General features: G+C 62.0%; 19 protein-coding genes. 10 read left to right on the top strand and 9 right to left on the bottom strand.

The features are described from left to right. The first annotated feature begins 506 nt into the window (after positions 1 to 506). Entirely contained in the window at positions 507 to 1,580 is a 1,074-nt protein-coding gene (locus tag A3M7_RS0104305) for a transporter (RefSeq protein ID WP_027542816.1), read from the top strand. A 1,134-nt stretch (positions 1,581 to 2,714) separates the two neighbouring features. Continuing rightward, positions 2,715 to 3,089, top strand: a complete 375-nt coding sequence (locus tag A3M7_RS0104300) for a hypothetical protein (protein ID WP_027542815.1) — start codon at positions 2,715 to 2,717, stop codon at positions 3,087 to 3,089. A gap of 447 nt (positions 3,090 to 3,536) precedes the next feature. Here A3M7_RS0104300 and A3M7_RS0104295 read toward each other — a convergent pair whose 3' ends face one another. The 3 genes from A3M7_RS0104295 to A3M7_RS48260 form a co-directional block, all read right to left on the bottom strand. Next, the gene (locus A3M7_RS0104295) at positions 3,537 to 3,788 is read right to left on the bottom strand and encodes a hypothetical protein (protein WP_027542814.1); all 252 of its coding nucleotides are present in this window, start codon (positions 3,786 to 3,788) and stop codon (positions 3,537 to 3,539) included. A 955-nt stretch (positions 3,789 to 4,743) separates the two neighbouring features. Further along, complete coding sequence (locus A3M7_RS0104285; protein WP_027542813.1) at positions 4,744 to 5,106, bottom strand: hypothetical protein; 363 nt, start codon at positions 5,104 to 5,106, stop codon at positions 4,744 to 4,746. 466 nt (positions 5,107 to 5,572) lie between these two features. Next, positions 5,573 to 5,797, bottom strand: a complete 225-nt coding sequence (locus tag A3M7_RS48260) for a hypothetical protein (protein ID WP_156936817.1) — start codon at positions 5,795 to 5,797, stop codon at positions 5,573 to 5,575. A gap of 244 nt (positions 5,798 to 6,041) precedes the next feature. On the opposite strand from A3M7_RS48260, the gene A3M7_RS48255 reads away from it, so the two are divergent. Beyond that, positions 6,042 to 6,212 carry a hypothetical protein gene (locus A3M7_RS48255; protein WP_156936816.1) on the top strand — a complete coding sequence of 57 codons (171 nt, stop codon included), beginning with the start codon at positions 6,042 to 6,044 and terminating at the stop codon, positions 6,210 to 6,212. Positions 6,213 to 7,601: 1,389 nt separating this feature from the next. Here the strand turns inward: A3M7_RS48255 and A3M7_RS0104270 are convergent. From A3M7_RS0104270 to A3M7_RS0104260, 3 genes are all read right to left on the bottom strand, one after another. Further along, positions 7,602 to 7,814: a hypothetical protein gene (locus A3M7_RS0104270; RefSeq protein WP_027542810.1), complete on the bottom strand. Its 213-nt coding sequence runs from the start codon at positions 7,812 to 7,814 to the stop codon at positions 7,602 to 7,604. A 100-nt stretch (positions 7,815 to 7,914) separates the two neighbouring features. Continuing rightward, positions 7,915 to 8,058 carry a hypothetical protein gene (locus A3M7_RS0104265; RefSeq protein WP_198033701.1) on the bottom strand — a complete coding sequence of 48 codons (144 nt, stop codon included), beginning with the start codon at positions 8,056 to 8,058 and terminating at the stop codon, positions 7,915 to 7,917. 50 nt (positions 8,059 to 8,108) lie between these two features. Continuing rightward, a complete protein-coding gene (locus tag A3M7_RS0104260) occupies positions 8,109 to 8,963 on the bottom strand; it encodes a hypothetical protein (RefSeq protein ID WP_371089919.1) in 855 nt (284 codons plus the stop codon). A 411-nt stretch (positions 8,964 to 9,374) separates the two neighbouring features. On the opposite strand from A3M7_RS0104260, the gene A3M7_RS0104255 reads away from it, so the two are divergent. Both A3M7_RS0104255 and A3M7_RS0104250 read left to right on the top strand, forming a co-directional pair. Further along, positions 9,375 to 9,566: a hypothetical protein gene (locus A3M7_RS0104255; protein ID WP_027542808.1), complete on the top strand. Its 192-nt coding sequence runs from the start codon at positions 9,375 to 9,377 to the stop codon at positions 9,564 to 9,566. A 361-nt stretch (positions 9,567 to 9,927) separates the two neighbouring features. After that, positions 9,928 to 10,245, top strand: a complete 318-nt coding sequence (locus tag A3M7_RS0104250; RefSeq protein ID WP_049823212.1) for a DUF1476 domain-containing protein — start codon at positions 9,928 to 9,930, stop codon at positions 10,243 to 10,245. A gap of 21 nt (positions 10,246 to 10,266) precedes the next feature. On the opposite strand, the gene A3M7_RS0104245 is transcribed toward A3M7_RS0104250, so the two are convergent. Next, positions 10,267 to 10,848 carry a TIGR00645 family protein gene (locus A3M7_RS0104245; protein ID WP_027542806.1) on the bottom strand — a complete coding sequence of 194 codons (582 nt, stop codon included), beginning with the start codon at positions 10,846 to 10,848 and terminating at the stop codon, positions 10,267 to 10,269. Between the two features lie 218 nt (positions 10,849 to 11,066). Between A3M7_RS0104245 and A3M7_RS0104240 the strand changes: the two genes are divergently transcribed. Then, on the top strand, positions 11,067 to 11,294 hold the full coding sequence (locus A3M7_RS0104240; protein WP_245284198.1) for a hypothetical protein: 228 nt from the start codon (positions 11,067 to 11,069) through the stop codon (positions 11,292 to 11,294). A gap of 33 nt (positions 11,295 to 11,327) precedes the next feature. Here the strand turns inward: A3M7_RS0104240 and A3M7_RS51010 are convergent, their stop codons facing one another. Continuing rightward, entirely contained in the window at positions 11,328 to 11,456 is a 129-nt protein-coding gene (locus tag A3M7_RS51010) for a hypothetical protein (protein WP_256374848.1), read from the bottom strand. 803 nt (positions 11,457 to 12,259) lie between these two features. On the opposite strand from A3M7_RS51010, the gene A3M7_RS0104220 reads away from it, so the two are divergent. Beyond that, a complete protein-coding gene (locus tag A3M7_RS0104220) occupies positions 12,260 to 13,186 on the top strand; it encodes a septal ring lytic transglycosylase RlpA family protein (protein ID WP_049823196.1) in 927 nt (308 codons plus the stop codon). On the opposite strand, the gene A3M7_RS0104215 is transcribed toward A3M7_RS0104220, so the two are convergent. Next, positions 13,183 to 14,136 (bottom strand): alpha/beta fold hydrolase, encoded by a 954-nt coding sequence (locus tag A3M7_RS0104215; protein WP_027542803.1) that lies wholly within the window; start codon positions 14,134 to 14,136, stop codon positions 13,183 to 13,185. The genes A3M7_RS0104220 and A3M7_RS0104215 overlap by 4 nt on opposite strands. 152 nt (positions 14,137 to 14,288) lie before the next feature. Between A3M7_RS0104215 and A3M7_RS0104210 the strand changes: the two genes are divergently transcribed. From A3M7_RS0104210 to A3M7_RS0104200, 3 genes are read left to right on the top strand one after another with little or no spacing between them, the layout of a single operon-like run. Then, on the top strand, positions 14,289 to 15,551 hold the full coding sequence (locus A3M7_RS0104210; RefSeq protein ID WP_027542802.1) for a D-alanyl-D-alanine carboxypeptidase family protein: 1,263 nt from the start codon (positions 14,289 to 14,291) through the stop codon (positions 15,549 to 15,551). A 2-nt stretch (positions 15,552 to 15,553) separates the two neighbouring features. Then, positions 15,554 to 16,240, top strand: a complete 687-nt coding sequence (gene tmk / locus A3M7_RS0104205; RefSeq protein WP_027542801.1) for a dTMP kinase — start codon at positions 15,554 to 15,556, stop codon at positions 16,238 to 16,240. Then, positions 16,237 to 17,283, top strand: coding sequence for a DNA polymerase III subunit delta' (locus A3M7_RS0104200; RefSeq protein ID WP_027542800.1), 1,047 nt, complete (start codon positions 16,237 to 16,239; stop codon positions 17,281 to 17,283). Before tmk ends, A3M7_RS0104200 begins: the two co-directional genes overlap by 4 nt. The last annotated feature ends 35 nt before the right edge of the window (positions 17,284 to 17,318 follow it).

Raw genomic sequence — 17,318 nt, 5'->3', positions numbered from 1 at the left:
TATGTTTGCTGTGCAAATGCTGGAGGCGTGACCATGAAGGCAGCGGTCAGCGCAATAAGTATCTTGCGAATATCCATTGCAATATACTCCGAACACGCGCGAACACTCTACTTCAGATCGAATCCGGCTGTCGAGCGCTGATCTAACTCGATGACGCCCGAACGATGCCGGAGACATGAGCGACACAAACGGCTGAGGTTTGCTCGCTTATCACCTCGCACGAGTGCGTGACGAAGGGTCAGAACGACTCAACCAGAGCGTTCGATGTGACCGCCGCCTCTGGCAGGAGGCACTATCCTGCAGCCTTCTTGCTGCACACGGGCGCAGCTTGCCTAGACATGGATACCTCTGGTCAACGATGCTGTCGGTAATCCTACGAGTCAGCGGCGATGCTGAGTGCCTTTAGCGCAACAAGTTGAGCCAAATCTGACGAGGTTGCTACCTTGGAGCGAGACATTGAATCGCCGATCGATACACTGTCCATTCGTTGGCGGGAGGACGAGCGGATGAAGCGGTACCTATCCGAACCAAAGTCTCATTGTCGGCTTATTCGCGCAACGATCGGTCTGGCTGTGGCATTGGCCGGAGTCTCGTCCGATCCAGCATATGCCGACGAGGATGGCGTTTCATACTGGCTTCCGGGGCGGTTCAGCAGCCTCGCGGCAGTCCCTGCAGTCCCCGGCTGGTCGATGGCCGAGGTCTATTATCACACCAGCGTGTCGGCCTTCGGTAACGCAGCCGCGGCAAGAGAAATCCGTGTCGGCCGGATCCCCGCTAACGTCAACGTCGATTTGAATCTGCGTTTAAACGCGCAGGCGGACCTTGTCCTGCTCAACCCGACCTACACGTTCGCGACGCCGGTACTTGGCGGACAATTGGCAATCGGCATCACCGGCTTGTTTGGCCGATCCGCCGCAACCCTCGACGGAACGCTGACAACAGCGGTCGGGCCCTTTGCGACGACCCGCACGGGGACCCTCTCTGATTCAATCACCTCGGTGGGCGATCTGTATCCGCAAGCAACGCTGAAGTGGAACGCCGGCGTCCACAATTTCATGACCTATTTGACCGGCGACATTCCTGTTGGCGCCTACTCTCCAACCCGTCTTGCTAACCTCGGCATCGGACACGGCGCGATCGACGGCGGCGGCGGCTACACCTATTTCAATGAGAAGTTGGGGCACGAATTTTCCGCAGTCGGCGGCTTCACCTACAACTTCAAGAATCCTGACACGCAATATCAGAATGGCATCGATTTCCACATCGATTGGGGTGCTTCGCAGTTTCTCTCGAAGCAGCTCTTCGTCGGGCTGGTCGGCTACTACTATCAACAGATCACGGACGATTTTGGTCAGCCCCCGATCCTTGGGGGTTTTCGGTCGCGCGTGGTGGGAGTCGGTCCTCAGATCGGGTACCTGTTTCCGGTCGGTGACCTGCAGGGATATTTGAACCTGAAAGGGTACGGTGAGTTTGCCGCAGAAAATCGGCCAGCTGGCTGGAATACGTGGCTGACTTTCTCGCTGTCGCCAATGGCGCCGACCAGTACGGTCGCACCGACGCGAAGGATCGTGACGAAGTAAACGCGGCCTACGTTCGTCATCTCGATTTATCTTTCCGGTCGGCGACATGCAGGGCTACCTGAACCGGACAACCGGCCCGAGGGCTGGAATGCCCGGGTGACATTCGTGATTTCGCCGGCAGCGCCTGCGCCGACGGCGCCACCGAAGCGGATGACTACAAAGTAGTACCCACATCGCGCTGTCGATCTCTCTGGAAGCCGGGGGAAACACTTGTTGCGCGCTTCATCGAGGCCGACACCCATGGGCGGTAGGCCTTTGCTTCCCGTTCAAAAAGCGCGAGTCATTTGAGATGGATCAAACCGATCGATCGCGGCTCATCTCTTACTGACAAGGAGGACAAGGGGCATCCGGGTGGTGTACTGCTTCGAGGAGGCAGGCCATGGCGCAACAAGTACTTGGTAGGGAAGAGCTCCGCCTTGAGAGCTGCGACGTTAGCGACGCGCTGTCGACTTTCGACCACTTGCTGAGAGCCTATTTTGCAAGGCTCCTGGTTGGAGAATTCCCAGCGAAGAGCGACGTGATCCACTCGTCCGAACGTTCTTCTGGTCCACGAAATAGCCATCCCCGCTCTAACTGACAGGATGGAGCGCGACAGTCTGGCGTACCGCAACCATCGCGATGCGCGATCTGCGCGAAGGAGAACGCCGACGTGAGCTTGATCTGAATCAAGACCGATCCCGCAAGGTCGTGCCTCATACGCTTATGCTGCGCCTCGCTGCGGCTACTATCCGTATCCGCCCTGCTACTCGCTGGTTGCTATGGTGACTGTGCAACGAGGCAGCCGCGCAATCGTCTGGCGTCGTCGGCGATCGGAGGAGGGCATCTTATGAGGAACACGTGCTTGGTTGCCGTACTTTGCGCCCTCGAGGTGGCTGTGGCAACGGGCGCCTTTGCCAAGACGTCGCGCACAAGAGTCGTGCCGGTCCCCGACGTTCGCCAGGCCGCACCTCTGGTGGATAGTTGCCGGGGCGGCTTTGTCTGCAGGCAAGACCTATTTGATCGCAACAACAGGAACAACCTGCGATCCGATTGGCCTAGTCCTCCGGCTCAACCAGGCCAGTTCTGACGCAGCGCTTCTTTGTGGCATTTCAGGGCCGTTCAATTCGCAGCGCTTGAAGCTTGAAGGAGGTCAAGATGAAGATAGTGGCATTATCTGCAGCGCTCCTCGGAAGCCAATTGTTTGTGATGCCGGTTTCCGATCGCGTCCCCGAATTAAAGGTGGACGTGATGTGCAAAGCCACCGCGGCTGACGACAAGGCAATGGGGCTTGCCCTGCCTCAGAGCTTTGCCGACTGCATGCGCGATGAGACAACTGCACAGGAGCAGCTCAACACGGTTTGGGGCACTGCTTCCGTTCCCGTGCGTGATAGCTGCGAAGGTGAAGCCAAAGCCGGCGGAAGCCAGAGCTATGTTGATCTTCTCACCTGCATCCAGATGGCAGAGTGGGCGAAATCGCCGTCAACTGCGACGCGGTTGAGGGGAGCAAGCAAGAATCGAAATTCACAGTGATCCGGCTCTCGTTTCGAGAGCGTGGCTCTCCTTGGCTTGTTAGGTCTCGAACGGCAGCATTTGGCGCAAAGTGGATCTCAGGCCAAAGCGCGAGTTCAGCTCGGGAGGAATAGCTGGCAGTCTTGGTTGAGTTTACTCAACGGCTGTTCAGGCTTGGTTAGGCGCGAGGCAAACGAGGGGTTCGAGTGCCCTTCGCCGAGAGCGCTCGGTCGGCATCCTGCGGGCAAGGAAGGAAGGAAACTACGGTCCGAACAACGCCAAGAAACAACGTGGCTAGGACCGTAGATTGGGGGCTGCGGCTTGTGGAAAATCGCACACAATATCAACTGGGTTGACCGGACACCCCTTCCGCCAGCATGTTGTTCTCCACTGTTCGCAGTCGTTCGAACCCCACAGCAAAATCAGTGATTTGCGTACCTCGTCACTGCCCCAGTCGGGCACCACGGGTTAGTTGGGTGCTTTACGTTGCGTGACTGAAAAGTTGACGACAACGAAGATCTGCCCGCCGATTCGAGGGCTGTCGGTCACCTCGACGCGCCAGTTGAGGTCTTGCCACAAGGGTCCCTCTGCTCCCTCGTTGAGGATTTTACTGCTCAATTCGATCGCTGCTGCTTGCGCGGTGGCGATGTCCGGAAGCTCCAGTCCGACATCATCGAAGATGGAAATGCCGTTGTGGACGTGGAAGAAGAAACGGGTCATCCGCACGACTCCTCACGACAGAGCGCGCGCTCTGCCCGCCAATGTGCGTAACGCATGAATATGCCGGCGGTGCAAAGGCGGGGGGACGCTCTTCTGAGGGAGATGGTATGGCTCTTCGGAGGTAGGTGTCTGGTCAGAGCCCAAGTCGGCGGACTTCGCCTGGTCGAAGCGCATCTGATTTCATGCGCAGGCGGTGCTGCAAGAGCCTAATGTTTTGCCCGTCGCCGACGACCCGCGCGACCGCTTCGGTCGCATTCTCAGGTTCGACCGCTGCAACCCAGTATGACCTATGCCCGTCGGGCGCGATGACCGCGACCATAGGTAATCGGACCATCATCAAAAAATTCCATGCTGAAAATCACAACCATAGATTTTAGGATTAGCCAAAACAAGACTTGGTCGCGGTTATGGTTAGCGTCGGCGGCCCAAGACTTATGTCTGCAGCGCGCCACGCTGCCCGCCGCGCCAGCGCAAGGTGCTGGAACTTGCGGCTCGTGGCCGGGTGAGACCTGTTCCTGACCTTGATCCACTCCTTCGTGCGGACGGCGATATAGCCGCGGTCGCGGTGCTTGGAGACGATGTCTTGGAGCCAGTCTGGTCAGGCCGGGACAGCCCTGGCTGCACTTGGCAGGCAGAACCCGTACGCGCGGTGCATGAGAATGAGATGGTCACGCGGCTGCGAATATGCGAATCTCGTCCCGTTTTAGCGTCGGGAATTCGTTAGTGAGGGACCGATGACAATTGCATTGCCGTATCTTGGAATTGCGCTCTGCTGCTCGCTTGCGATCTGGTTGGTGAGCTTGGTGCTATAAGCGCAGTCGTCAGTGTCGCCAACCGTCCTTGTCGACCTCGACACGAGAGCCTTCCGGCATACGCGGCGCCTCGCGCTCGACCGGAATGTCGCAGGTCGTGCACTTCACGGCCGCGTCGCTGTGCGGCCTTCCTCCGGCTGGCATCACGCGGCACCTTGCAGCGGCAGCGCGAGCTGCACGTCGAAGCGCCTGGTGGCATTGGCGGCGATGAAGTCCTGCAGCGCGGACGGGACCTCGGCGTCGGTGTCAGTTGCGCGCTGCGCCAGCGCGTCAGCGACGTCGGACGTGGCGTCCCGTGACCAGCCTTCGCCAGGATTGAAGCACACAATCCGGACCGGATAGGCGTATTGGCCGGCGAGGAGATGCCTCAGGACCGTCTCAAGGTCGGTCTCGGTTTCGTCGGTCTCGCGCCAGGCGCAGCCGGCGCGGGCGCCAAAATCCTCGAGGACGAGATAGATTTCGCGGTCCAGGCGATCGAGCGGCACGATCGAAGGCGAGTGACGCATACGCAACTCCACGCGTCTGACCGGAAGGGAGAACGGCCCCAGCCTTGGGCAAAGCTGGAGCCGCTATTCCAATCTTCCGGCCTCGGGGATTGTTGGGGGCAGGCCGGAAGCGAGACGAAAACGCGGCACTGAGGCGGCGGTTCCATCCGGCAGGAGATGCTGCATTCTCTCCTTTAAAAGACGCAAGCGCGGACTCTGCGTCTGGCACGCTTTTAGCTTGGCTTGGTGCGGGGCTGGCGCGGCAGCTCCCCGCTCGATGGCCTAGACCACCAGACAGTGCGGGGAGCTTGCCGAGGTTGCTTTCAACCTTCCCGCCAGCTGAGGCGGCCTTACCCAGGTAGCGGCGGTCAGCCGGGCTGGCTAGGAACCAAGGACGGCGGTCACCAATTGTTGTTCCAGGGACCTGTCTGCGACGCAACATAGATCTCGAATCACGAAATAGTCCTGAAACAATGAGTCGCCACAATCACCGGTATTTTTGAAGTTCTTTGCTACCACTGTGTTTCATTGCGATCGGTCTCTTTGCGAGGCAACCATGGATTTCAAAATGGATAGGATTGCAGTCGGCGCGCGTTTCAAGCTCAGCGAAATCGGAAGAATTCGTTGCCCAGACCTGGCTGACAAGGTTGGCGTCGTTGTCGCCATAGGCCATCGTACGACCGGCATCACCGTTCTGTTCGATGGTGCCCAACGACCAACCGTTTTGCATAGGGATTACATTAAGACCAACCTCTGATTAACGGATCGCTCCGTTCCGGCCCTCGGGCCACCCTAATGAGGTACCCCAAAAGGATCGTCGGGATAGCCGGCGCGTCTTGATTTGCTCCGTGTACAGTCGCAAACTCCTCGCGCGGCTTAGCAGCCAGTTCTTCCATTTTCCCTGCTTCAGTAGGTTTGTAATCTCCACCAGGTCACCTCGGACGGGGGCGCGACTCATGGAAATATTTCGTGCTGAGAAGATCTGCGTTGTCGAGGACAACTCAATCAGAACCTGCCGCATCTGCGGCAAGAAAATGAAGCTTGTACGAGCGGTGGTGGACTCTGAAAGCGGAGGCATCACGCGCATGTTCGAATGCCCCTGCGGCAAGCGCGTCTGGGACGACTGATGCGTACCTCCGCGACCGGCAGCGGCCGCTTCGGCGGTAGCCACCTGAACACTTTGCCGGCGAGGCGCAGGCGCAGCTCGAGACTGCCGCCTGGACAGGATCGCTCACATGAACGAGCATATTCAGCAAGTGGCCAAAGAAGGAATGCAGAGACTCAATGATGCATTTCAATGCGCCGCCGACCTTGTAGCGATTTAATCTGTTCAGCAGGGGGCGAGGGCAACACCGTGAGGCGTCAAGCATTCTGGACAAGCGTTTTGGCGCCGATGGTGCTTGGCCCTGCTGTGCCACCGGCTGCTGCATACACGGCGAACACCTGTCCCTCCGCCGTCGTGGATCGCGTAGCAGCCGAGATGCGCAAAAACGGGAGGACGCCGCGGCCAGACGACATACAATGCTTCACGAGATCCCTGAAGAGTTATGGTCGCTCAATGATCATGATATCCGTTGGAGGCGAGCTGGTAGGGTCCTGCGAAGCCTCCGACGACCCTCATGGGGGACCAAGGAATTTGCGCTGCTCCAGATCTCGCTGATGTGTTTCCCGTTTGGCATGACAGGGCGGCCCATCGGGCGGCCTCTGTCTCAACCGTGACAGCGCCTCGCGCGCATGAGCGCCTAAGGCGGCGGGCAGGGTCCTCTCCGCTGCCGGGCTGAATGGCCGAGCCGCCGGCTCCTGCGCCTCCGGCATGAGCGTCAGCATCACTTACCGACGCGCCAGCGAGCAACACACACGTGACCATCGAGAGAATTGGTCAGATTATCTTCGCGCAGCTGCCGGCCGTGACACGTGAGCGGCTACGACGTCGAAGAGCAATGCGAAGATGAGGCAATTGCCTCCTGGAAGCAGCACCCGCTGGCGAGCCTCGGTGACTAAAATCCGAAAAGGTATATCCTTCCAGAGGGGCGGAGCTTGATTCGCCATGCTGGAAGCCATTCTCCTATTGCTGGGAATTGGGGCCGCAGCTCTCCTGCTGATCGCCTTTTGGGGGTTGCATCGCCAAGTATAGGCACAAGAAAACAGCTCAGCGGGATCAGGTGAGCTGGTGCTAGCGAGTGCCCTTGGAGAAGGGCATCGGAAAAGCTTGGCAATACAACCAACCTTCCTGTTCGCCAGAAGGGTTTGGGGGCCCAGCGGCACTCCCGGCGCTCCGATCCGCAATTGAACCGGCTGCCGGGAGTCTTGGGGGCTGGAATGCAAGCCGTGCCATGTTCGCGTTCGGACAGCAATGCTGTGGAACATCGCGCTCCGGTAGTTGTACGGAATCCATTTTCGGAACGGGGTGTTCTATAGAAAGAACACCGGCGTGATTTGAGTACCGATTTTTACTTTATCCGGGATGGCCGCAGTGGGGGCTGGAACCACCCTGCGGCTTTTCCCGTTGGACTTAGTCAGCCGTCGTGGCACGGAACGCCGATATTGTCGCAGGTGGCAGCGAAGGTTTCTTTCGCCTTCGCATCTTCAAAGCAGAAGCGCGTGCCGACATCGGCGTGATCGATCCACCAATCAATCTTATTGTCCTTCGCAATGCGGGAGGCTTCTCCTCGCAGCAGATCCAATTGTCTTCCGGCAACGCGGACGATCAGGCAATTTTCCTTGGTCATGAATGACGTCCTTATAATTGAAGCAACGGCTCAAATTGATTCCGACTAAAAATGATAATCGTGTGGCGTCTGCCAGAGAAAGACGATCACTGATCCCTCTTCAGCTTGCGTCGTCCCCAATATGGCTCTCCTTTCCCTTGGGATTGAGGCTCGGGACGTCGTGTCGGTTCAGCGCCCGCATGACGCCGATACGGGCGAATACGGTCGGGCCGTCGCGCTCGACCACGAGTAGCAAGGCTTCCATCGCCGCGCGCCACTCGGGCGCGTCATGCTCTTTCCTCGGAAGCGAAAATTTCAGCTCTTTGGACCTGCGCCCTTCAGCGCGTCCCACGCGGCCTTGTTCGCTTGATCGAACGCCTTCCGGGATTCGGCGAGAGCGGCGCTCAGGACCGACCAGGATTCGGTGCCAGCCTGTTTCAGCTTCTGCAGACGCGCTTCTGCTTCGGACGCGTCGGTTTTCATTTGCTTGAGCGCGGCATCGACATCAACGGTGCGGGCTGCGGCCACTTTGCCCGCGGTCTCGCGGAATTTGTCCGCAGCTTCGCGCCAGGCCTTGGACTGTGCCGCCGCAACGTCCTTGAACGTGGCCTGCTGCTGCTCAAGCTGTTTGCCAGCGCCTTCGAAGTAGGTCTTCACCTGGGCCTCGAACCCGGCCCATTGCCTCTCAAGCTCCGTCTTGGCGCCCGCCCAGGCGGTTTCGCCCGCCTCGGCCTGGGTCTTGAGCAGGGCCTGAAACTCGTCACGGCGCTTGGTCAGATCGGACAGGAGCTGATCGGTCTTGACCCTGGACTCAGCCTTGGCCTGGCCGACTTTGACCTCGAACGAGGCCAATGCAGCGTCCATTTCGTCGATCCGCTCCTTGGCCCAACTGAGGTAGAAATGCATGCTGCTCTGCTGTGACATGGCCGTCTCCATCTGCTTGCCGAAGTTAAGATCCCAGAGCTTGGGCTTGGTCGTATTGACCTGTCTCAATGACGTCGTGTTCCGAAGCTGCCGCGAACTCTCGACGCGCCTCCTCATCCTGCGAAGGAGGAAAAGCGGCTGACGTTTCGTGCCAGCGATTTGCTGGTCGGCCCATTCGCGCGACGGTGCGCCAAGCGTCCGGTATTGATCGCCGCGCGAATTCTTGCGGAGCTTGCAGCTTCGCATCGGTAAACAGCAGTTTGTCCGCGAAAGGCATCTTCGCGTTGGGGGCGATTGCCGCTGCTCCGCTGGCGGCCGCGACGCGTCTAACGTCAACCGATCCGGCTGCCCCGAGCCGGTGCCGACTCTCATGGCCAACGGATTTTCCGAAGGTGGCAGAATGCCACTGTTTTGCCCGACGCGTCAAAGGGCGTTTCGTGGATTCCAAAAACCGTTGCGCCAGCAGGACTTAGCTACTGTGCATGGGGTTGTTTTTCGGGATTTTGTTTTTGGGCGGCCTGTCCTGCTGGGATGGCTGCGGGCGATGTTGAGGTCTTCCTGCCGGTAACGTCCTGACGATGCGGATATTTCGGTTTGACCCGGGCCGCCCGCCCGGTTCGGGGTGGAACCGTTGCCCCGCTGCCGCGTTGTCTTGCCATGAGCGAAGACCTTTCCTTCCGACGCAAACCCCTGACCCCCGAACAGCGCCAGGCGCGCGATGCGGCACGCCGGATCGAGGCCGAGAAGGCCATGCGCGACCATGAGGAGGCGCAGAAGCAGTTCTACGCCAACAAGGAGCGGCTGAGGGCCGAGCGGCTTGCACGCGAAGCGGCAACCGCAAAGGACTGACGGAACGAGGTCGCCGCGCCAAGATCTCCTTGATTGATCCTCCGACGGGGCTGGACGTGGTGCCGTTGCGTCGCGCCCAAGGCGAGCTTGAGCGCCAGGACGGCGCCTGCCATTGCGTGGCGGGGCGATGGGGCCCTCAGGCAGACCCGCTCAATCCGTCGAAACTCCCGCAGCTCTCTGTTCATGCGTCAGCTCTCGATGTTCTCCGGGCCATGCGGCGCCGGGCCTGCCGCCAGCGGAAGGCTTGACGGCGTTTGCCTTCCGCCCGAAGATTCAAATGATCCTCAACTGACGTGAATGACGGAGACGTTCGCTCCCAGCCAGTCCGATCCTCATCAGCGAAAACGCAATGGAGCTGACTATGACCACGTTCGACAAGCGCGAGCAGGGCTTTGAGGCTAAATTCGTCCACGACGAGGAGCTCATGTTCAGGGCCACGGCCCGGTCGAACAAGCTGCTCGGGCTCTGGGCCGCAAGCCAGCTCGGACTCAGCGGCGATGCCGCCAAGAGCTATTCCACAGCGCTGGCGACGGACCATCTGGAGAGCCGGACGATGGACGAGGTCGTGGACAAGGTGTCAGCCGATCTCGCCGCCAAGGGCGTGGCGCGCGAGCAGGTCGCCGCGAAGTTCCAGGAATGCCTGCATCAGGCCATTCAACAACTCGAAGCCAAAGAGTGAGCGCGGCGAAGCGGGCGGGTCCTACTCGGCATGCTTGTTGCGCATTCCGGAGTCGCTGAGCTTGTCGACGTAGGCGATGCCGAGCGCCGAGACGATGAAGGTGATGTGGATCAGCACCTGCCACATCACGCCAGTCTCGGTGAAGCCAGCACGGCTCGAGCCGAGATTGCCGGCCTCGATGAAGGTGCGGAGCAGCGCGATCGAGGAGATGCCGATGATCGCCATGGCGAGCTTGATCTTCAGGACGCTCGCATTGACGTGGCCGAGCCATTCCGGCTCGTCGGGATGGCCCTGGAGATCGAGCCGCGACACGAACGTCTCGTAGCCGCCGACGATGACCATCACCAGCAAATTGGAGATCATCACGACGTCGATCAGCGCCAGCACGCTCATCATGATCTGCTGCTCGGTCAGGTCGAGCGCGTGCCAGGACAGATGCCAGAGCTCCTTGAGGAACAGCGCGATGTAGACGCATTGCGCCACGATCAATCCGAGATAGAGCGGCAGTTGCAGCCAGCGCGAGCCGAAGATGATCATCGGCAGCAGGCCGAGGCGCGGCGAGGGCGGGCGGGCTTCGGTCGTGGGGGCAGGCTCAACCGACATTCAGGCAGCATCCTCGCATCGCGATGAATCTCGCTTTCATGTAGCCCGACAAGATGGCCGGCGGAAGACGCGAGGTGCGCTTGCAGCCTTCCAGGGACCATGCCGTTTCGTGCTACCGTGCCGGGCGGCCGTCACGAGACGGCCTGGATCGCGGGAGGCGGGACGTGCGGAGCGGCTTTGGCAACGGGCTCGGGAGGATCGCGCTTGTTGCGGCGACGATGCTTGGCGCCGGCGAGGTGTCGGCCACGCCACTGACGCCGTTTCGCTACGAGGCGCAAGCGCAGCGCCATTGTCCGCGCGATCAGGTGGTCTGGCTGGATTTCAGGAAGGGCCTCTACTACGCGAGGGGCCAGAGGCGGTACGGCCAGGGTTTTGACGGCAGCTACGTCTGCCTCGGCGAGGCCCGCGACAGCTTCTATCGTCGCTCGCTGCTTGGCCTGCGCTGAGCGGCACGTGACGGGAAGCGAAGACCATCCGGTCTATTTCCGGTCGGGCAGCTTCACCGGGACGTGCGGTGAGGTGCTGATGACCCGGGGACTTCCGTCCGGATAGGTCCGGTCGCCGCGGATCAGCGATTCCAGGACCAGGAAGAATTTCTCGGCAAGCATGTGCGTCACCTTCGTTGGTGATGGCCTCTTGAAATGAGTCGAGGCGCCGAACGCGGAAATTCAATCAACTAAACGGGAGCAGGGCAATTCCGGACAAACACCAGTGTTGCGGCGCAGTACGGTCGTGGCTGGAAGGCGAGGAAAGGGTGTCGCGATCAGCCGAAAGCCAGCGCGACAAGGCTCGAGCACAACAGCACCAGACCGCCTGCGGTCAATGCCAGGAAGCCATCGGATACCAGGTCATGATTGCGCATGGGACACCTGCCGCTCTCGTCTGCGATGCTCGGTCGGATCGATTAAAATTGTCCGAACGTGCCGTCTTGAAAGAGGTGATGCTTGCCGTCCGCGCGAGTGCCCTCAGGCCCTCGTACGGTAACCTTCAAACGCATGGGCCAGGAAGATCCCCGCGCTTACCAGACCCATCAGTGCCGAAACCGTCTCGATCATCGTTAAATTCCAAATCCCGCCCTTGCGTCCGAGAGAACGCGTGCGGCCTTGCACAGTCAAAAGAATTCCAGTGAGCGGCGCGACAATGGGGGTGGAGTGAGGATTTGGCGCAACAGAATGTCCAGGAGTGGCACAGAGCAGGTGCCTGAGCTCCGTAGATCAACTGGGGAAAGCGAACGCGCCGTTTACCATCTCCGCGCGATCGCCGCAGGCTCCCCATTTCCGCCGTGTTCGGGTTGCGATATCGTCACGACGTCCGAAGCGGTGGTGGGCCGCCTCGGTGCAAAGGACCGGACAGCGCTCCCCGTCGCCAAAGCGGGTTGGGCACGCCTCCGGCAGAATGGTATTTGGGGCGAATGGGGATCCGACGGTCAGATTCGGTTTTGCGGGCCGCGCGTGGTGTTGCGGCGGCCGCGACCTGCCTCGCGCTCGCCAATTGCGCGTCCTCCAACAAGTTCGCCAGCCGCGTCGATCCGAAATACGGCGTGTCCTCGAGCCCCCGGGTCGTGGCTTTGGGTGATCCGGTCCCCAAGGGCGGCGGCACCTACCGCGTCGGCAAGCCCTACGTGGTCGCCGGCCGGACCTACGTGCCGGAGGAGGACGTCAACTACCGCGCCGAGGGCATGGCGTCCTGGTACGGCGATGATTTCCACGGCCGCCTGACTGCCAATGGCGAGGTGTTCGACATGACCTCGCTGACGGCGGCGCATCCGACCCTGCCGATGCCGTCCTATGCGCGGGTGACCAACGTCTCGAACGGCAAGTCGCTGATCGTCCGCGTCAATGACCGCGGTCCCTATCACGGCAACCGGCTCATCGACGTCTCGAACAAAGCCGCCGAACTCCTTGAATTCAAAGGCAATGGCGTCGCCAAGGTCCGCGTCGAATATGTCGGCCGGGCGCCGCTTGAAGGCTCCGATGACCGCCAGCTGATGGCGACCCTGCGTACCGGGATCCCGGCGCCGTCGCCCTCGATGGTCCGGGTCGCCTCGGCAAGGCCCTTCGTGCCGGAGCTGCCCTCGTCGAACCGTGGCACCATCCGCGGCGAGGTTCCGATGCCGGAGGGGCGCCCCTACAATCTCGGCACCACCTCGGCCGACATGGCCTCACTCAATGCGACCTCGGAAATGTCGGCCTCGAGCCGCAGCCGGGGCCGGGCGCTCCAGAACGCGCGCGCCGTGTCCTATGACGAGGACGGCCGCTACGCCACCGAGAGCGCCCCGTCGACCTCCGACGGCGCCGCCGAGGCCCGCAGCATCCTGAGCGGCCGCGGCCTCTACTAAGCCGCGCTCTCCCGCAAGAACTTCACCAGCGCGGCGTTGACCTCGTCGGGCCGTTCCTGCTGCACCCAGTGGCCCGCGCCCTCGATGATCAGCTTGCGCTTCAGATTTGGCAGCACGCGCTCGAGTTCGTTGACGCGCTTGGCGCCGATCAGGCCGGTGATGACGGCGTCCTTCGAGCCGGCAATGAAGAGGGACGGCTGGCGGATCTGCGCATCCTGCCAGGGCGCTGTCAGCTCCCAATTGCGGTCGAGGTTGCGATACCAGTTCAGCCCGCCGCGGAAGCCGGATTTGCGGAAGGTCTCGGTGAAGTAGGCGAGGTCGGCCTCGCTCAGCCAGTCCGGCAGCGGCTCATCCGCAGTCGCGTGGCCGAGAAATCCCTTGCCCTCCTGCACGAACATGGCCGCGGAGGGATCGGCAAGGCCGCGTCCGCCGAGCACGATGCGCATGGTGCGGGCAACGTCTTGCTCGAACTCGGCCTCGGCGACTCCCGGTGTCTGGAAATACTGCCAATAGAAGTTGGTCACGCCGCCCTGACGCAGCAGGTCGAGCGGCTTGCCGCGGCCGCGGAATGGCGGCGGCACGCTCAGGCCCGCCACCGCCGTGAAGATGTCGGGGCGGAACAGCGCCGCGTGCCAGGCGACCGGCGCCCCCCAATCGTGGCCGACCACCATCGCCTTCTTCTCGCCAAGCGCCTGCACGAGGCCGACGATGTCACCGACCGTGTCGAAGATCGAATAGGCGCCCACGTCGGACGGCGCCGCGCTCTGGCCGTAGCCGCGCATGTCGGGGGCGACGACGTGAAACCCGGCGGCCGCCAGCGCCGGGATCTGGTGGCGCCAGGAATACGACAATTCCGGCCAGCCATGGCACAGCACCACCAGCGGTCCCTGGCCGGCCTCGCGGATGAACAGATCGATCCCGTTGGCCTTGATCACGCGGGTGGAAGACATCGCTTTTCCGCCTTGTTTCAGGGGTTTGGTCGAGAAATATGAGGTGCCACGATAGGGGTGTGACGAGAATCGTGCAATCTCGGGTTCCGGCACCAGCCTCATGTTGTTCGCGCCGGTTCCGACTGTTAGAACGCCGCTCTCAGGGCTTGGCCATGGCATTTCGTCTCATTTCGCTCCGTCGCAGCCGCTTCACCTCCGGCATGCTGGTGCGCGCGCTTGTCGCCGGGATGCTGCTCGCGAGCCTCGGTTGGTGCGGAGTGCTCTACGCTGCCAACCAGAGCGTCCAGGGTGCCAAGAAGGCGGAAGAGTCCGGCTTTGACGGCGATGCCCCCACCGCGATCCTGATCGAGGCCTCCAGCGGCAGCGTGCTGTTCGAGAAGAACGCCGACGAGCTGCGCGCTCCCTCCAGCATGATGAAGCTGATGACGGCGGAAGTCGTCTTCAACGCCATCAAGAAGGGCGACATGAAGCTGACCGACGAATACCGGATCAGCGAGAACGCCTGGCGCAAGGGCGGGGCGCCGTCGGGCGGCTCGACCATGTTCGCCGCCATCAACAGCAAGGTCTCGGTCGACGATCTCCTGCACGGCGCGATCATCCAGAGCGGCAACGATGCCTGCATCGCGCTGGCCGAAGGCATCGCCGGCAATGAGAAGATCTTTGCCGCCGACTTCATGACCAAGCGCGCCCGCGAGCTCGGCATGACCAAGTCGACCTTCGGCAACTCCAACGGTCTGCCCGACCCCGGCAACAAGATGACGGTGCGCGAGCTCGGCATCCTCGCCCGCCACATCATCCTGGACTTTCCGGAGTTCTACAAACTGTTCGGCGAGAAGGAGTACACCTGGAACAAGATCCGACAGCCCAACCGCAATCCGCTGCTCAATTCGATGGAGGGCGCTGACGGCCTGAAGACCGGCTACACCAAGGAGGGCGGCTATGGCATGGTCGGCTCGGCGGTGCAGAACGGTACGCGGCTGATCGTCGTCGTCAACGGGCTCGAAGACCCCGAGGATCGCGCCACCGAAGCCAAGAAGATGCTGGAATGGGGTTTTCGCAATTTCGAGACCCGCACGCTGATCGCGGCCGACCAGCAGGTCGGCTACGCCAAGGTGTTCGGCGGCGAGAGCCGCTCGGTGAAGCTGGTCGCCAAGACGCCCGTGAAGGTGATGGTGCACAAGAACGGCAGCGACAAGCTGATCGCGCGCGTCGTCTATAGCGGTCCGGTGCGGGCCCCGGTCGAAGCCGGCCAGAGGGTCGGTGTGGTCAAGGTCTGGCGCAGCGGCAACATCGCGGTGGAGACGCCGGTCTATGCCGCCGAGGCAGTCGGCACCGGCTCGACCATGCGCCGCGCCATCGACGGCGCCAGCGAGCTCGTGATCGGCATGTTCCGCGCAGGCGCCGAGAAGCTCTGACCATGAGTGAAAGCGCGACACAGCGGCCGTCCGGACGCGGACGCTTCATCACCTTTGAGGGCGGCGAGGGGACTGGCAAGTCCACCCAGATCAAGAAGCTCGCCGACCGCCTCAAGGCAGCAAGGATGCGCACCCTTGTGACGCGCGAGCCGGGCGGCTCGACGGGTGCCGAGATCATGCGCCATCTGGTGCTGTCGGGCATGGGTAAGCTGCTCGGGCCCGAAGCCGAGACGCTGCTGTTCGCGGCCGCGCGCGATGACCATGTCCACACCGTGATCGACCCCGCACTCAAGCAGGGCATTTGGGTGCTGTGCGACCGCTTCGCCGACTCGACGCGCGCCTATCAGGGCAGCCTCGGCAGCGTTTCGCCGGCTCTGATCAACGCGATGCAGCGCGTCACCATCGGCGATCTCAAGCCGGACCTCACCATCATCCTCGACCTGCCGGTCGAGATCGGCCTCCAGCGCGCCGCCGCCCGCCGCGGCAGCGGCACGCCTGACAGGTTCGAGGGCGAGCAGCTCAGCTTCCATCAGGGCCTGCGCGAGGCCTATCGCAAGATCGCCGCGGACGATCCTGCGCGATGCGTGCTGATCGACGCCAATTCCGACCCCGACACAGTCGCGGGCCGCGTCTGGAACGCACTGCGCGATCGTCTCCTTCCGACGCCAGCCTCGGTGGTGTCGGCATGAGCCCGCGTCAGGCCGAGCGCGAGACCGCCATTCCGCATCCGCGCGAGACGAGCCGTCTGTTCGGCCATCGCGAGGCCGAGACGGCGCTGCTGTCGGCCTATCGCAGCGGGCGCATTCCGCATGCCTGGCTGATCGGCGGGCCGCAGGGGATCGGCAAGGCGACGCTGGCCTACCGCATGGCGCGCTTTGTGCTGGCGCACGGCCAACCGCTGGCGGACGTCGTGCAGCGCGCCGAGAGCCTGGCAGTCGACCCTGATGACGCCGTGGCTCGCCAGGTTGCCGCAGAGTCCCATGGCGGGCTGCTGACACTGGAGCGCACGGCGAACGACCGCGGCGTGATGCGCACCGTGATCACCGTGGACGAGACGCGCGAGACGATTTCGTTCTTCGGCTCGACGGCCGCAGCTGAGGGCTGGCGCGTCTGCATCGTCGACACCGTGGACGAGCTCAATCCGAATGCGGCCAACGCACTTCTGAAGATTTTGGAGGAACCGCCGCAGCAATCGCTGTTCCTGTTGGTGAGCCACGCGCCCGCGCGCGTACTCGCCACAATTCAGTCACGCTGTCGCAAGCTGCGCCTGCGGCCGCTCGGAACGGACGAGGTGATCAGTGCAGCGGCCGAAGCGGCCGGCCTCGCTCCAACCGATCTGGCGTTGCGCGAAGCGGCGGAGGCCTCGGAGGGCAGCGTCGCGCGGGCGCTGACGCTGCTCGGCGGCGATGCGCTGAAACTCCAGCAGCGCACGGCGGCGCTTTTGGCGCGACTTCCCCAGGTCGATCCGCGCGAATTGCACACGCTCGGCGATTCGCTCGGCACCAGCGACCGCGTCGCGCTTGCGGCCTTCATCGACGGTATCGACCGCTGGATCGCGGAACGCCTGCATGTGGATGAGGCGAATGCCAACCAGAACCTGCCGCGCCTTGCGCGCCTAGCTGAGGTATGGGAAAAGATCGTCCGCGCCGCGCGTGACACCGAAACCTACAATCTGGAGCGAAAGCCCTTGGTTTTCTCGGTGTTCGGCTGGCTGGCGGACGCAACGCGCTAGAGCATGATCCGGAAAAGTGTGGTGCGGTTTTCCGA

It is taken from the genome of Bradyrhizobium sp. WSM2254 (assembly GCF_000472645.1).
Taxonomy (GTDB): domain Bacteria; phylum Pseudomonadota; class Alphaproteobacteria; order Rhizobiales; family Xanthobacteraceae; genus Bradyrhizobium; species Bradyrhizobium niftali.
Note: the sequence above shows the minus strand (reverse complement) of the source record. Positions and strands in the feature narration are given on the sequence as shown.

Excerpts from the sequence above, each read along its gene's own strand:
- A3M7_RS0104305 (WP_027542816.1), top strand. The coding sequence starts at position 507 with ATGAAGCGGTACCTATCCGAACCAAAGTCTCATTGTCGGCTTATTCGC.
- A3M7_RS0104300 (WP_027542815.1), top strand. The coding sequence starts at position 2,715 with ATGAAGATAGTGGCATTATCTGCAGCGCTCCTCGGAAGCCAATTGTTT.
- A3M7_RS0104295 (WP_027542814.1), bottom strand. The coding sequence starts at position 3,788 with ATGACCCGTTTCTTCTTCCACGTCCACAACGGCATTTCCATCTTCGAT.
- A3M7_RS0104285 (WP_027542813.1), bottom strand. The coding sequence starts at position 5,106 with ATGCGTCACTCGCCTTCGATCGTGCCGCTCGATCGCCTGGACCGCGAA.
- A3M7_RS48255 (WP_156936816.1), top strand. The coding sequence starts at position 6,042 with ATGGAAATATTTCGTGCTGAGAAGATCTGCGTTGTCGAGGACAACTCA.
- A3M7_RS0104270 (WP_027542810.1), bottom strand. The coding sequence starts at position 7,814 with ATGACCAAGGAAAATTGCCTGATCGTCCGCGTTGCCGGAAGACAATTG.
- A3M7_RS0104265 (WP_198033701.1), bottom strand. The coding sequence starts at position 8,058 with ATGGAAGCCTTGCTACTCGTGGTCGAGCGCGACGGCCCGACCGTATTC.
- A3M7_RS0104260 (WP_371089919.1), bottom strand. The coding sequence starts at position 8,963 with ATGCGAAGCTGCAAGCTCCGCAAGAATTCGCGCGGCGATCAATACCGG.
- A3M7_RS0104255 (WP_027542808.1), top strand. The coding sequence starts at position 9,375 with ATGAGCGAAGACCTTTCCTTCCGACGCAAACCCCTGACCCCCGAACAG.
- A3M7_RS0104250 (WP_049823212.1), top strand. The coding sequence starts at position 9,928 with ATGACCACGTTCGACAAGCGCGAGCAGGGCTTTGAGGCTAAATTCGTC.
- A3M7_RS0104245 (WP_027542806.1), bottom strand. The coding sequence starts at position 10,848 with ATGTCGGTTGAGCCTGCCCCCACGACCGAAGCCCGCCCGCCCTCGCCG.
- A3M7_RS0104240 (WP_245284198.1), top strand. The coding sequence starts at position 11,067 with ATGCTTGGCGCCGGCGAGGTGTCGGCCACGCCACTGACGCCGTTTCGC.
- A3M7_RS51010 (WP_256374848.1), bottom strand. The coding sequence starts at position 11,456 with ATGCTTGCCGAGAAATTCTTCCTGGTCCTGGAATCGCTGATCCGCGGC.
- A3M7_RS0104220 (WP_049823196.1), top strand. The coding sequence starts at position 12,260 with ATGGGGATCCGACGGTCAGATTCGGTTTTGCGGGCCGCGCGTGGTGTT.
- A3M7_RS0104215 (WP_027542803.1), bottom strand. The coding sequence starts at position 14,136 with ATGTCTTCCACCCGCGTGATCAAGGCCAACGGGATCGATCTGTTCATC.
- A3M7_RS0104210 (WP_027542802.1), top strand. The coding sequence starts at position 14,289 with ATGGCATTTCGTCTCATTTCGCTCCGTCGCAGCCGCTTCACCTCCGGC.
- tmk (WP_027542801.1), top strand. The coding sequence starts at position 15,554 with ATGAGTGAAAGCGCGACACAGCGGCCGTCCGGACGCGGACGCTTCATC.
- A3M7_RS0104200 (WP_027542800.1), top strand. The coding sequence starts at position 16,237 with ATGAGCCCGCGTCAGGCCGAGCGCGAGACCGCCATTCCGCATCCGCGC.